The following is a 14,535-nucleotide window of genomic DNA, read 5'->3' on the forward strand; positions in this document are numbered from 1 at the left end:
TAATTCGTAAAATAATAAATTAATATTGCCATTGTATTCATAAAATGAATAGTTAACCATTAAGTTTATTATTTAATTTAATTAGGGTCATATATTTAATCAATCGTTATTATATATCGGCTTCTTTATTTATAAGATGAATAGTAGGTCATAATAACTATTCATTTGTTTAATTGTTTACTGGCAATTAATATCAATATATCGAAAAAACAGATATTTAAAGAATCTCAATTAATGATGAAGATGATAATAAGCGCGCTATTAAAACCGCAACCTATTTTTGTGAAAGGGTAAACGCATGACGGCCATCTATCTTATACGTCACGGGCAAGCCTCTTTTGGTAAAGCCGACTACGACCTCTTGTCTGAAAAAGGCAGTGAACAATCGCGCTTATTGGGTAAGTATTGGCAAGCCATGTCTGCACCAGAAAAAATTTACTCGGGTGATTTGCTGCGACACGGACAAACCCTAGAACACTTCTTACTGGGTTATGAAAGTGAACCATCACACGTGATACTGCATTCAGGGTTTAATGAGTTTAATCATCAAGAATTGTTAACTTGTTATGATGCACAATGGAAAGATTTTTCAAAAATGGCTACGATAATGAGTAAACATCCGAGCGCAAATAAAGCTTTTCAAAAAGAGTTTGCCAATGCACTGCTCCGGTGGACAAGTGGCAAGCACGACAATGAGTATAAAGAAAGTTGGAGTCAATTTAAAAAACGTTGTATTAGCGCATTGCAAGATGTCATTAAGCAAGAACTAACGGCAAGAAAAACAACGACACAAGCGCATCAACATACAAACAATATTTGTATCTTTACTTCAAGTGGCACCATAGCTGTCATTATTCAGCATGTTTTAGGCTTATCTGATGAAAAAACATTAATCATCAATCAACAGTCACGCAATACTGGTGTTACTAAATTACTCTTTTCAGAGAAGAATTTAAGCATTGATTATTTTAACAATTATAGTCATTTGACCCTTGCAGGTGAAGACTGGGTGACGTTTAGATAATCGATAAAATATTAGCAACTAAGAAGGAGACTTAACATGAACAAGATTAACTTATTCGATCTAACAGGAAAAATCGCTTTGGTTACTGGCGCAAGTCGTGGCATTGGTGAGCAAATAGCTAAATTATTGGCGCAAAGTGGCGCACATGTCATTGTTTCTAGCCGTAAAGTTGAAGGTTGCCAAACTGTTGTTGACGATATTATTGCCGCAGGTGGCAGCGCTCAAGCTATACCTTGTCATATTGGAGAAATGGACCAAATAGAAAACATTTTTTCTTTGATTAAAGAACAACATGGCAAGCTTGATATTTTAATTAATAACGCTGCGGCAAATCCCTATTTTGGCCATGTGTTAGATACTGATTTAAGTGCTTTTCAAAAAACAGTCGACGTGAATATTCGCGGATATTTTTTCATGTCTGTTATTGGGGCAAAGCTAATGAAAGAAAATAATGGTGGCGCTATTGTCAATGTAGCTTCTATTAACGGTGTTATTCCTGGTGACTTTCAGGGGATTTATTCCATTACCAAGGCCGCGGTTATCTCTATGACTAAGACCTTTGCCAAAGAGTGTGCTCAATTTAATATTCGAGTTAATGCTTTATTACCCGGCGGCACTGATACAAAATTTGCGTCAACATTAGTCAATAATCCCAAGATACTTGAACAAATGCTGCATCACGTGCCGATGAAGCGTATTGCGCAGCCTGAAGAAATGGCTGGCACTGTACTTTACTTAGTTTCAAATGCATCAAGTTACACGACAGGCACTGCGATTAACGTTGATGGTGGTTATTTAATTGGTTAGGTAATAAAGTTATGAACAAGGCTTTGGCAACCGTTGGCATTAATTTGTCTGCTGCAATATTTAATATTAATAAATTTCAGGAAACACAATGAGTAATAATAATTCAGCCAAACTTTTTGAATCATTTTCATCAGGTGCACTTACGTTAAAAAATCGTACGGTTATGGCTCCAATGACTCGGACCTTTTCGCCTAACTATATTGCCAATACCGATGTAGCAAAATATTATCGACGAAGAGCAGAAGGTAATGTCGGTTTAATTATTACCGAAGGTACTTTTATTTCGCATAAAGCGGCTAATGGCTATGAGCGAGTTCCGGCTATTTTTGGTGAAGAAGCTTTAGCTGGTTGGAAACATGTTGTCGATGAGGTACATGCGGCTGGAGGTAAAATCGTGCCACAAATTTGGCATGTTGGCTCAGTGAGAAAAGAAGGTATTGGCCCCGATAAATCAGTACCTGCCTATAGTCCATCTGGCCTATATAAACCTGGTACCCCCAATGGCATTGAAATGAGCCAAGCTGATATTGAAGAAGTTGTTGCTTCTTTTGCACAAGCTGCTCTCGACGCTAAAAATATCGGCTTTGATGGCGTTGAAGTTCATGGTGCTCATGGTTACTTGGTTGATCAGTTCTTCTGGGAAGGCACAAATAAACGTAATGATGGCTATGGAGGTTCATTAGAAAATCGTACCCGTTTTGGTGTTGAAATTGTTCAAGCAATTCGCGCCGCTGTTGGTGAAGATTTTCCTATTATCTTTAGATTTTCTCAATGGAAGCAACAAGACTACAATGCAAAACTTTGCCAAACACCCGCAGAGTTAACGACTTTTTTAACACTATTAAGTGATGCTGGGGTCGATATATTTCATGCGAGCACCCGCCGTTTTTGGTTAGCAGAATTTGAAGGTTCGACGCTGAATTTAGCCGGATGGACGAAAAAAATAACCCATAAACCGGTAATAACCGTGGGCAGTGTTGGGCTCGACAGTGACTTCACCGGTGAAGGTAGTATGGACCTGGGCGGTGCTTCTAACCCAACCGGAATTGATGGTTTATTAACGCGCCTAAATAATGATGAATTTGATTTGGTTGCTATTGGCCGAGCGTTATTAGTTGATCCAGAGTGGGTCAACAAAATACGAGATAAAAAAGAAGACCAAATAGCCCCATTTAATAAAGAAGCGTTAATGAAGTTAAGTTAAATAAATTAAGTCAATTGTCGGTTGATTAATCAACTTTGAACCGACAATGATTTTTGAATATCGTGACAAAAAAATTCTCACTGCACTCGTTAGTAAACGGGCGCTATTAAATTAAAGGGATCTCTCATGGATTTTGAATACAGTGACAAAGTTAACGCATTAATAAATCGTGTAAATTTATTTATGGATAAATATGTTTATCCTGCTGAACAGAAAATGCATGAACAAGTTGCACAAGAGCCTTGGTCAACACCGCCGTTAATGGAAGAGCTAAAAGCGAAAGCAAAAGCAGAAGGGCTATGGAATTTATTTTTACCTTTGAGTTATGGCAAATATAGTGCTGGTTTAACTAACTTAGAATATGCACCTTTAGCTGAAATTATGGGTAAAGTGATGTGGGCGCCAGAAGTGTTTAATTGTGCGGCTCCTGACACAGGAAATATGGAAGTTCTCGCTAAATATGGCAGTGAAGCCCAGAAAAAACAGTGGCTAGAGCCGCTACTTGAAGGGAAAATCCGTTCCGCTTTTGCCATGACAGAGCCTGAAGTTGCTTCAAGTGATGCGACCAATATTGAATTACGTATCGAACGTGACGGTGATGAATATGTCATCAACGGTAAAAAGTTTTATATCAGTGGCGCGTGCCGTAAACAATGTGAAATTATGATCGTTATGGGCAAAACCGACCCCGACAATGAAAATCGTTATATTCAACAATCGCAAGTGCTAGTGCCAATGAGAACACCCGGTGTCACTATGGTTCGCCCAATGAAGGTGTTTGGCTATGATGATTCGCCAGAAGGGCATGCCGAAATTATTTTTGAAAATGTTCGAGTGCCTATCGACAATATTATTGTTGCTGAAGGTAAAGGATTTGAAATCGCGCAAGGGCGTTTAGGTCCTGGTCGTATTCATCATTGTATGCGTTCGATTGGTATTGCTCAACGCGCGTTAGATTTAATGTGTAAGCGTGTTAATGAACGTATTGTCTTTGGTCGTCCGATGATAAAACAACAATCAATACGCGAAGATATTGCTATTTCAGCTTGTCAAATTGAACAAGCGCGTTTGATGACGTTAAAAGCGGCGCAAAAAATGGACCTTGAAGGTAATAAAGCGGCGAAAGATATTATTGCCATGATAAAAATAGTTGCACCGAATATGTCGCTTGATGTTATTGATCGAGCTATTCAATGTCACGGCGCGGTAGGGGTTAGTCAGGATACTTTTTTAGCGCATGCATATGCGGCTCAAAGAACCTTGCGTTTAGCAGATGGTCCTGATCAAGTTCACATGATGCAACTTGGACGAGATTTAGTAAAGAAATCGACATAACATTAAATGATTATTGAAATTAATTGTCTTAAATCTGAAAGAGAATAAATACATGGCAGCAAACGTACCTTTTGATGTTGAAAAACTCACCGCTTATTTAGCGCTTCATCTTGATGGTTTTATCGGTCCCATTACGCTCGATAAATTTTCAGGTGGACAATCTAATCCAACTTATAAAGTGATAGCGCAGTCAGGAATATTTGTCTTGCGCAGCCAACCACCAGGAAAACTCCTAAAATCAGCACATGCGGTTGACCGTGAATATAAAGTGCTAGCCGCGTTAAAATCTTCAGACGTTCCTGTCGCTGAGGTTTATCACCTTTGCGAAGACACTAGCATTATTGGCTCGATGTTTTATCTGATGGAATATTGTGATGGTAGCGTTTATTGGAGTGCCTCATTAGCAGAAGTCAAAACTAATGAATATCGCAGTAAAATGTATGACGCAATGAATAATGCTTTGGTTGCTTTACATCGCATCAATGTTGAAAGTGTTGGCTTAAGTGAGTACGGAAAAGCAGGTAATTATTTTCAACGTCAATATGATCGTTGGTGCGCGCAATACCGTGCCTCAGAACTCAAAAAAATAATAGCGATGGACAAGTTAAACCAATGGCTTGAAGTTAATTTACCCGCAGATGATGGCAAAGTTTGTTTAGTCCACGGCGACTTTCGCTTAGATAACATGATGTTTGCCAAAGACAAACCAGAAATTATAGCCATTCTTGACTGGGAGCTATCAACCTTAGGACATCCGTTTTCTGATTTAGCCTATCAATGTATGGGATTACGTATGCCTCAAGGTATTGGTAGTATCGATGGCTTAAAAGGGGTAGATAGAGCCAGTCTGGGCATTCCAACAGAAGAAGAATATGTGGCTACCTATTGTCAGCGTATGGGTATTGAAAAGATAGATAACTGGACATTTTATCTCGCCTTTAGTTTTTTCAGGTTAGCCGCCATTGTTCAAGGTGTTGCCAAAAGAGCGTCACAGGGCAATGCGTCGAATGAAAATGCCAGTAAAATTGGTCAGTTTGTCGAACCTCTAGCACTGATGGCTCTTGAGATAATAGCGCAAGAAAAGGTCAGAAAATAGCTGCTAGCTATTCAATTTAGCACCATGACAATAAACACGTTCAAATAATATTTTAAGGAAAAAAAATGGATCCATTATTAGATTTTACCGGAAAAGTTGCTGTTATTACGGGTGCTGCTCAGGGATTTGGTATGTTATTAGCCCAAGAATTAGCTCAGCGTGGTGCTAAGTTAGTGATCAGTGATATTAACGAAGCAGGTGTTAACAAGGTAGCCAACGATATTGCAGCTTCAGGCGCTGAGGTGTTCGCACTTCAATGCGATGTTGCTAACAATGCAGATTGTAAAGCTATGGTCGACTTAGCTATTGAAAAATTTGGCCGTGTTGACATTGGTGTTAATAATGCAGGTGTTGCTCATGATTTTCATGCCTTACACGAAATTGACGAAGCCCTGATGGATAGACAATTTGCCATTAATGTTAAAGGGGTGCAGTTTGGCATGAGTCATCAAATTAAGCAGATGCTAACGCAACAAGGTGGCGCCATTTTAAACGTTAGCTCAATGGCAGGTCTTGGTGGTGCAGCAAAAGTTGCAGCTTATTCTATGGCAAAGCATGCGGTTATTGGTTTAACAAAAACAGGCGCAGTTGAATATGGTCGTCATAATATTCGTATCAATGCGATATGTCCCTTTTTTACCTTAACTAAAATGGTCACTGACATGGCTGATGAAAGTATGCAAAGTAAAATGAGTTTAGGTGCGCCAATGAAACGTTTAGCCGAGCCTAAAGAGGTTGTTGCCGTAATGCTAATGATGCTGTCACCCGCTAACACTTATATGACCGGGCAATGTATCGCGATTGATGGCGGTGTATCAGCGCAGTAAACAATGATTTTGTGTTACTTTTTTAAATAGTTAATAAGAAGAGACCCCTATGGCCAGTGAATTAATGAATCAACGAGATATTGAATTTATGCTGTATGAATTCTTTGATAGTGAGTCTCTTTTAAAAAGAGAGCGTTATCAAGATCATGACCGTCATACATTTAACGAAGTAATTGCTACGGCTAAAACTATAGCAGAAAAACACTTTTTACCTATTCGTCAAAAACTTGATACTCACCAACCGACGTTTGATGGTAAAAAGGTACATTTAATTCCTGAGCTCAAACCCGCTATTGATGCTGTTATTGCCTCGGGTTTATCTTCAGCGACCGCAGACTATGAAACCAGTGGTATGCAACTGCCGCCAATCATTGCCAGCATCGCTACTTCATATTTAACTGTCGCTGGAGGTGTCGGCTTAGGTTACAACATGTTAACCACCGCGAATGCTAACTTACTTAGCGCGCATGGCAGTGGAGAGCTCATTGAAAAGTGGGTAAAACCGATGCGTGCGGGTCGTTTTATGGGCACAATGGCGATGACAGAGCCGGGCAGTGGTTCAGGCTTAGGTGATTTAATCACTAAAGCGACTAAGGCCGAAGACGGTAGCTATCGCATTAGTGGTAATAAAATTTATATATCGGGTGGTGATCATGATCTTAGTGAAAATATTGTTCACTTAGTGCTTGCGAGATTAACGGGCGCGCCAAAAGGTATAAGAGGTATTTCACTTTTTGTTGTGCCCAAATTTTTGCTTAATGACGATGGCTCCATTGGCGATGACAATGAAGTCGCCTTATCTGGACTATTTCATAAAATGGGCGGGCGGGCTCAAACGTCCACTTCGTTGAGTTTTGGAGAAAAGAACGGTTCTGTTGGTTACTTAGTGGGGGAAGAAAACCAAGGGCTTAAATATATGTTTCATATGATGAATGAAGCACGCATTATGGTTGGAACCAGTGCGGCGGTTATCGGTATAGCAGGTTACTTGTACTCATTAGATTATGCTAAAAATCGGCCACAAGGTCGTTTGCCCTCGAGTAAAGATCCACTATCACCTATGGTTAATATTATCGAACATGCCGATGTACGAAGAATGCTTCTCGCACAAAAAGCTTACGCAGAGGGCGCATTTTCATTAGTACTTTATGGCACACAATTGAGTGATGATGAGAAAACAGCAGCTAGTGCTGAAGAAAAAGAGCACGCACATCTCTTACTAGACTTTCTTACCCCTATTATTAAAACATGGCCCTCTGAGTACGGCACTAAAGCCAATGACCTGGCCATTCAAGTACTCGGTGGTCATGGCTATATTAATGAACACCCCGTGGAATTATTTTATCGTGATAATCGTTTAAACGCGATTCATGAAGGTACAACGGGTATTCAGTCGTTGGACTTGTTAACGCGAAAGGTGCCAATGAATAAGATGGCAGGATACTTAGCGACATTAACTGAAATAAATATAACGATAGAACAAGCCAAACATTATCAACGTTTAACTGAATTTAGCCAACAACTATCAACAGCGGTAAAAAGTTTACAGCTAACTACTGAAGCGCTATTAAGGGCAATGACCACTACAAACATTGATTTAGCTTTAGCTAACTCGGTTAAATACCTCGAGTTGTTTGGACATGTGATCGTCGCTTGGTTATGGCTCAAACAAGGCCTTGTTGCCACGAAAGCGCTTGAAAATAAACCACACCAAAGTGATGAAAATTTCTATCAAGGAAAACTGCAAACCTTACAGTATTTCTACAGATTTGAATTACCGCAAATAGCGTTATGGTCAGCGTTGTTGATACAAAGTGATGACAGCACTTATCAGATGAAAGCTGAATGGTTTTAAAAGAGTCATTAAAATAACAGTTAAATAATAGAGACACCTTATGCCAACTATAATTAACAAAGAAGAATTAGCAAATTACATAGGTTTTCAAGCTAAACCAACGCCTTGGCACTTAGTTACTCAGCAACAAATTGATCAATTCGCTGATTGTACACTCGATCATCAGTTTATCCATGTTGATGAAAAAAAGGCAAAAGCGACACCCTTTGGCACTACTATTGCCCATGGTTTCTTATCGCTATCAATGCTCTCTCATTTTGCTAAAGACTTTAGCGTTATTATTGACGGATTTTACATGGGCTTAAATGCGGGTTTTGACAAAGTGAGATTTTTGCAACCCGTTGCGGTCAATAGCCGTATACGAGCACATGCAACAACCTTGGCGATTGAAGAAAAAAAACCAGGACAATATCGATTGTCTACCCAAGTGAGTATTGAAATTGAAGGCAGTGAAACACCAGCGCTAGTTGCACAGTGGATTTCAGTACAAATGGTAAAATAATAAGAGTAAAAAGTAATTTTAAAGTATTTTAAGGAAATATCATGACAATCAGTTTTACAGGAAAAGTCGCTATAGTTACCGGCGCAGGTAATGGTTTAGGTCGCTCGCATGCTTTAGCGCTTGCTGCTCGTGGCGCAAAAGTCGTTGTTAATGACTTAGGAGGCGCGCGCGATGGTAGCGGAGCGTCTTCACAAGCATCACAAGATGTCGTGCGTTTAATTGAAGAAAATGGTGGAGAAGCCATCAGCCATGGCGCAAATGTTGCGAACTTTGATGAGGTACAAGACATGGTTAATCAAGCCATGGAAAAATGGGGCCGTGTTGATATATTAATCAACAATGCCGGTATTTTAAGAGATAAATCCTTTACTAAAATGACCTTAGCAGACTTTTCCTTGGTGATGGATGTTCATGTGATGGGCAGCGTTAATTGTACTAAAGCTGTTTGGGATATCATGCGTGAACAAAACTATGGCCGTATTGTGATGACAACGTCATCCAGTGGCATGTACGGTAATTTTGGCCAAGCTAACTACGGCGCGGCTAAAATGGCAGTTTTAGGGTTAATGAATACGCTATCGATTGAAGGATTTAAAAATAACATTAGGATTAATGCGCTTGCCCCAACCGCTGGCACTCGTATGACTGAGGACCTAATGCCTGAAGAAATTGTAAAAGCATTTGCTCCTGAAGCGGTAACGGCTGGTTTGCTAACCCTTTGCGATGACGATGCGCCGACCCGTTTTATTTTATGTGCAGGTGCGGGCGGTTACTCAAGTGCAAGCATGTTTGAAACTCAAGGTTGTTTTATCCCACAATCGTCACAAACACCAGAATCCGTGCGCGGACAGTGGTCACAGTTAACCGATGAAGCAGGCCAAGCAGCTTTATCTTCTGGATCAAAACAAGGTGAGAAATTTGTCAGCAAAGCTATGGCTTATATGAAGTCACAGCAGCAAGAGTAAATAGACGACTTGTTTGTCGTTTACATAATAATTAAAAGGAATAATGATGAGAGAAGCCGTAATAGTATCTGCCGCACGTACCCCGATAGGTAAAGCATACCGAGGTGCCTTTAATGATTTATCGGCGCCAACTTTAGCGGCTGTTGCGGTTAAAGCCGCCGTTGAAAGAGCAGGAATCGATGCTAATGAAATTGAAGACTGTATTTTTGGTGCCGCTCTAACGCAAGGCAATCAAGGGATGAATTTTGGTCGGCAAGTGGCAATGGCGGCTGAGTTGCCGGTTTCTGTGCCAGGCATGACTATCGACCGTCAATGTTCGTCAGGCTTAATGTCTATTGCTATTGCGGCAAATCATATTGTTTGTGATGGCGCACAAGTGGTCCTTGCAGGCGGTTGCGATTCCATTAGTTTGGTACAAAACGATAAAATGAATATGTATAGAGCTGTTGACCCGAGTGTTAAAGCCTATCGACCAGAAACTTATATGCCGATGCTTGATACGGCCGAAATCGTTGCCAATCGCTATAGTATTTCTCGAGCAGAGCAAGATGCCTATGCACTTAAATCTCAACAACGTACCGCCGCAGCACAACAAGCGGGTAGGTTTGATGATGAAATCGTGCCAGTGACCTGTACTAAGCTGGTTATGGACAAAGCTACCGGCGATATCAGCAAAGAAGCAGTCACCTTAACTAAAGATGAAGGTAATCGTCCATCAACAACGTTAGCGGGACTGTCGGCTTTAAAGGCGGTCAAAGATAATGGCGCTATTACGGGCGGCAATGCTTCGCAGTTATCTGATGGCGCTGCAGCCGTTGTTCTAATGGAACGAGGTTTAGCTGAGCAGAGAGGTCTTAAGCCTTTGGGTGTGTATCGTGGAATGGTCGTTGCCGGTTGTGAACCCGATGAAATGGGTATTGGGCCTATTTATGCGATACCTAAATTGTTAGCGCGTAATAACTTAACGATTGACGATATCGGTTTATGGGAAATCAATGAAGCTTTTGCGGTACAAGTTTTATATTGTGCGACAAAATTAGGCATTCCTGAAGATCGTCTGAATGTAAATGGTGGTGCAATTTCTATTGGCCATCCTTATGGTATGAGTGGCACACGTATGGTGATGCACGCACTGATTGAGGGAAAACGTCGTGGAATTAAATATGTTGTGATCAGCATGTGTATTGGTGGTGGACAGGGCGCAGCGGGTCTGTTTGAAGTACTTTAACCGTTTTAATTAAAACATTTACCGTGGCGTAACTATAATAATAATGCCACGTAAACAATTTGTGATTGGGGAGATAAATATAATGGAAAAAATTTGGCTTGAAAAGAGTTACCCACCTGGTGTTGATTTCGAAATAGACCCAGATAAATATAACTCATTAGCAGATTTATTTACTAAATATACTAAGTTATATCAAGATAACACCGCTTTTATTAATATGGGAGCAAGCATTAGTTATCAAGAACTTGGTCAACAAGCTCATGACTTTGCGGCTTATTTACAACAAGATTTAGGATTAGTTAAAGGCGATAGATTCGCGATTATGATCCCCAATCTTCTTCAATACCCGATTGCATTATTTGGTGCCTTATTAGCTGGACTTACCGTGGTGAATGTTAACCCGCTATACACAGCACGCGAATTAGAGCATCAGTTAAAAGACTCAGGCACTAAAGCTATTCTCATCCTCGAGAATTTCGCCCATGTCCTTGAAAAAGTTATTGATAAAACCGATGTTAAACATATTGTTCTTACGGCTGTAGGCGACAGGTTAGGGGCAGTTAAAGGGTTACTTATTAACAGTGTCCTTAGGCATGTTAAAAAGCAGGTGCCTGCTTTTAATTTTCCTGGAGCAGTCAGGTTTAATCAAGCGATGACAAAAGGAGCTAAATTAACCTTTAAGCCTGTCAAAGTGGTTGGTTCAGATCTAGCTTTCTTACAATATACCGGTGGTACGACGGGTCCATCAAAAGGAGCCATGCTTACCCATCGCAATATGGTGGCTAACCTTGAACAATCAAATGCAGCGACTAAAAATATATATGAAGTTGGCAAAGAAATTATGGTGACAGCCTTACCGCTTTATCATGTCTATGCGCTAACGTCTAATTGCTTATGTTTTATGCCTTTTGGCGGTACTAATATTTTAATTACCAATCCAAGAGATATGAAAGGCTTTGTTAAAGAGCTCGCTAAATACCCTTTTACTATTATCACGGGTGTAAATACTTTGTTTAATGCTTTATTACATACCCCAGGGTTTGACCAACTTGATTTTAGCCCATTAAAACTTGGTTTTGGTGGCGGTATGTCAGTACAACGTCCGGTAGCCGAACTTTGGGAAAAAGTCACTAAAACAAGATTGTTAGAAGGCTATGGTTTAACAGAGTGTGCGCCATTAGTGACGATGAGCCCTTTTAATCAACAAAGCTATAATGGCTCTATTGGTTTACCTGTTTCTTCGACCGATATTCGCTTAATTGGCGATGATGGTCAGGAAGTTACGCTAGGTGAGCCCGGTGAAATGTGGGTTAAAGGTCCTCAGGTGATGAAAGGTTATCACAACCGACCCGATGCAACAGATGAAGTGCTAAAAGATGGTTGGCTAGCTACTGGCGATATTGCCACCATGGATGAATATGGCTTTTTTAAAATTGTTGACCGAAAAAAAGACATGATCAACGTCTCAGGTTTTAATGTTTTTCCTAATGAAATTGAAGAAGTTCTCGTTATGCATGATGGTGTACTTGAAGCCGCTGCTATTGGTATTCCACACGATACAACAGGAGAAGCGGTTAAGGTTTTTATTGTCAGGAAAAATCCTAATTTAGCAGAGCAAGATATATTTGATCATTGTCATGAAATGCTAACAAACTATAAACGTCCTAAGTTGATAGAGTTCATCGATGAGTTGCCAAAAAGTAATGTCGGTAAAGTGTTACGAAAAGAGTTACGTAAAGACGTTGCATAAGTAGACAAAGTTGACTTTTTTCAACTAATAAATCGACTGGGTATTTACGCCTACGACTAGTGTTATGCTAGTTCTTAGGCGTTTTTTATTCTGCTAGAAAGCTAAGAAACTCATTAACACGATAAGGATTTACCCTTGAATATATTAGAAAATAGCTGTCTTTTTTTGGGACGTGTACTGATGGGCCTTTATTTTATTATCCCTGCGATAAGTAAAATTAACAAATTTGAGGGCACCAGTGCCTACATGGAGCAGCACAATGTCCCTATGGTATCGTTATTATTAGTGTTAACCATTATTATTCAATTGGTTGGTGGAGTGGCCATCATTATTGGTTTCAAAGGTAAAGTGTCCGCTTTTATATTAGCGGGTCTAACCTTGTTGATAAGCTTATTTATGCATGATTTTTGGGGAATGACAGAAGGTGTGGCGCGCAGTCATGAATTACAAAACTTCCTTAAAAACATGGGTATAATTGCCGGTTTATTAATTATCACTGGCCTAGGAACCGGCAAGTTTAGTCTTGAGGGTCGTAAAGTGACTGAGCCTGAAAGACGCTAATAGAAGTAACCGTTATTGTAGCCAACACAACACGAACCTAGCACCTAACGCTATAAAAATTACCACGTCATAAAACGACGACAAACAGCTGGAGAATATCTTATCATGACAAACTCAAAACAATTATTTACTCATATTTCTGCAAGCGGAACACTTGAACTATCTTTAAAAGAGGTCGAGGTAGCGACACCTAAATCCCATGAAGTGATCGTTCGTATTGAAGCCGCTCCCATCAACCCATCTGATATGTGGCCGATGTTTGGACCTGCTAATTTAGCCGAGGCGGTATTAAGTGCAGATAAATTAACGCTCAGTGCACCTGTGCATAGCAGTATACTACCTCGAATTAAATCTCGTTTAGATCAAGTATTACCTATTGGTAATGAAGGCGCTGGTACTGTGGTTGCTGCCGGTGATAGTGAAGCTGCTCAGTCGTTAATGGGGAAAACAGTCGCGGTTTTAACCGGAGGCGCCTATGCCCAATATTGTTGCGTACCCGCACAAGCTTGTATTGTTCACCATGAAGGGACTACAGCTAAGCATGCTGCTTCTTCTTTTGTAAATCCTTTAACTGCTTTAGGTATGGTAGAAACCATGCGTATGGAGGGGCACAGTGCATTAGTGCATACCGCTGCAGCGTCAAGTCTAGGACAAATGCTAAATAAAATATGTTTGGCACAAGACATTCCTTTGGTCAATATTGTTAGAAGTCAGCAACAAGCTGAGATACTTAAAGCAATTGGCGCTCAATATATTTGTGATTCATCGAGTAAAACCTTTAAGGCTGATTTGTATAAAGCGATTGATAAAACAGGGGCAACTTTAGCCTTTGACGCAATTGGTGGTGGCGAAATTGTCAGTGATATCCTGAACGCAATGGAGCAGTCTGGCAGTAAAGACGCTGTTGGCTTTAATACTTATGGTTCAGAGACTAATAAACAAGTTTATATTTATGGGGGGTTAGACTTCACCCCAAGTATCTTAAATCGCGCTTACGGAATGACATGGGGCATAGGCGGTTGGTTATTAATGAGCTTTTTAGGTAAGTTGCAACCACAACAAATCGCAAAATTACAAAAGCAAGTGGCCGATGAGATAAAAACCACTTTTGCTTGTGCGTTTACTGAAGAATTAAGTTTTGAACAAGCGATGACCCCAGCGATTGTTTTACAATACAATGCTAAGAAAACAGGCGAAAAATATCTGATTAATCCCAACAAAAATAGTTAACCTCTGTTTGGAGACTGAACGCTTTGGGTTTGGTCTCCCCATTTGTGCTTTTCACTATCTTAAGCTTGGTGATATTTCTCGTTTTCGTTAACTCGAATTCATTTGGTGAATAATGAACCATAAGTACTATTCATTTGTTTAATTTATTTCT

The 14,535-nt window shown here is 40.1% G+C and carries 13 protein-coding genes; all 13 read left to right on the forward strand.

What is annotated here, in order from left to right:
* The first annotated feature begins 298 nt into the window (after positions 1 to 298).
* A complete protein-coding gene (locus tag H4J67_RS12170) occupies positions 299 to 1,024 on the forward strand; it encodes a histidine phosphatase family protein (protein ID WP_182173487.1) in 726 nt (241 codons plus the stop codon).
* A 36-nt stretch (positions 1,025 to 1,060) separates the two neighbouring features.
* On the forward strand, positions 1,061 to 1,831 hold the full coding sequence (locus tag H4J67_RS12175; RefSeq protein WP_182173486.1) for an SDR family oxidoreductase: 771 nt from the start codon (positions 1,061 to 1,063) through the stop codon (positions 1,829 to 1,831).
* A gap of 88 nt (positions 1,832 to 1,919) precedes the next feature.
* Positions 1,920 to 3,035 carry an NADH:flavin oxidoreductase gene (locus H4J67_RS12180; protein WP_182173481.1) on the forward strand — a complete coding sequence of 372 codons (1,116 nt, stop codon included), beginning with the start codon at positions 1,920 to 1,922 and terminating at the stop codon, positions 3,033 to 3,035.
* Positions 3,036 to 3,161: 126 nt separating this feature from the next.
* A complete protein-coding gene (locus tag H4J67_RS12185; RefSeq protein ID WP_182173479.1) occupies positions 3,162 to 4,370 on the forward strand; it encodes an acyl-CoA dehydrogenase family protein in 1,209 nt (402 codons plus the stop codon).
* 52 nt (positions 4,371 to 4,422) lie between these two features.
* Positions 4,423 to 5,466, forward strand: coding sequence for a phosphotransferase family protein (locus tag H4J67_RS12190; protein ID WP_182173476.1), 1,044 nt, complete (start codon positions 4,423 to 4,425; stop codon positions 5,464 to 5,466).
* A gap of 65 nt (positions 5,467 to 5,531) precedes the next feature.
* Positions 5,532 to 6,293, forward strand: coding sequence for an SDR family NAD(P)-dependent oxidoreductase (locus H4J67_RS12195; RefSeq protein WP_182173473.1), 762 nt, complete (start codon positions 5,532 to 5,534; stop codon positions 6,291 to 6,293).
* Between the two features lie 49 nt (positions 6,294 to 6,342).
* On the forward strand, positions 6,343 to 8,148 hold the full coding sequence (locus H4J67_RS12200; RefSeq protein WP_182173470.1) for an acyl-CoA dehydrogenase: 1,806 nt from the start codon (positions 6,343 to 6,345) through the stop codon (positions 8,146 to 8,148).
* A gap of 40 nt (positions 8,149 to 8,188) precedes the next feature.
* Entirely contained in the window at positions 8,189 to 8,650 is a 462-nt protein-coding gene (locus H4J67_RS12205; protein ID WP_182173467.1) for a MaoC family dehydratase, read from the forward strand.
* A gap of 41 nt (positions 8,651 to 8,691) precedes the next feature.
* Positions 8,692 to 9,615, forward strand: coding sequence for an SDR family NAD(P)-dependent oxidoreductase (locus H4J67_RS12210; RefSeq protein ID WP_070376881.1), 924 nt, complete (start codon positions 8,692 to 8,694; stop codon positions 9,613 to 9,615).
* 46 nt (positions 9,616 to 9,661) lie between these two features.
* On the forward strand, positions 9,662 to 10,843 hold the full coding sequence (locus H4J67_RS12215; RefSeq protein ID WP_182173464.1) for an acetyl-CoA C-acyltransferase: 1,182 nt from the start codon (positions 9,662 to 9,664) through the stop codon (positions 10,841 to 10,843).
* Positions 10,844 to 10,925: 82 nt separating this feature from the next.
* Positions 10,926 to 12,593: an AMP-binding protein gene (locus H4J67_RS12220; RefSeq protein ID WP_182173461.1), complete on the forward strand. Its 1,668-nt coding sequence runs from the start codon at positions 10,926 to 10,928 to the stop codon at positions 12,591 to 12,593.
* 135 nt (positions 12,594 to 12,728) lie between these two features.
* Complete coding sequence (locus H4J67_RS12225; RefSeq protein ID WP_182173458.1) at positions 12,729 to 13,154, forward strand: DoxX family protein; 426 nt, start codon at positions 12,729 to 12,731, stop codon at positions 13,152 to 13,154.
* A gap of 105 nt (positions 13,155 to 13,259) precedes the next feature.
* Complete coding sequence (locus H4J67_RS12230; protein WP_182173455.1) at positions 13,260 to 14,384, forward strand: zinc-binding dehydrogenase; 1,125 nt, start codon at positions 13,260 to 13,262, stop codon at positions 14,382 to 14,384.
* Positions 14,385 to 14,535 lie beyond the last annotated feature (151 nt).

Source organism: Colwellia sp. BRX10-4, assembly GCF_014077465.1.
GTDB lineage: Bacteria > Pseudomonadota > Gammaproteobacteria > Enterobacterales > Alteromonadaceae > Colwellia_A.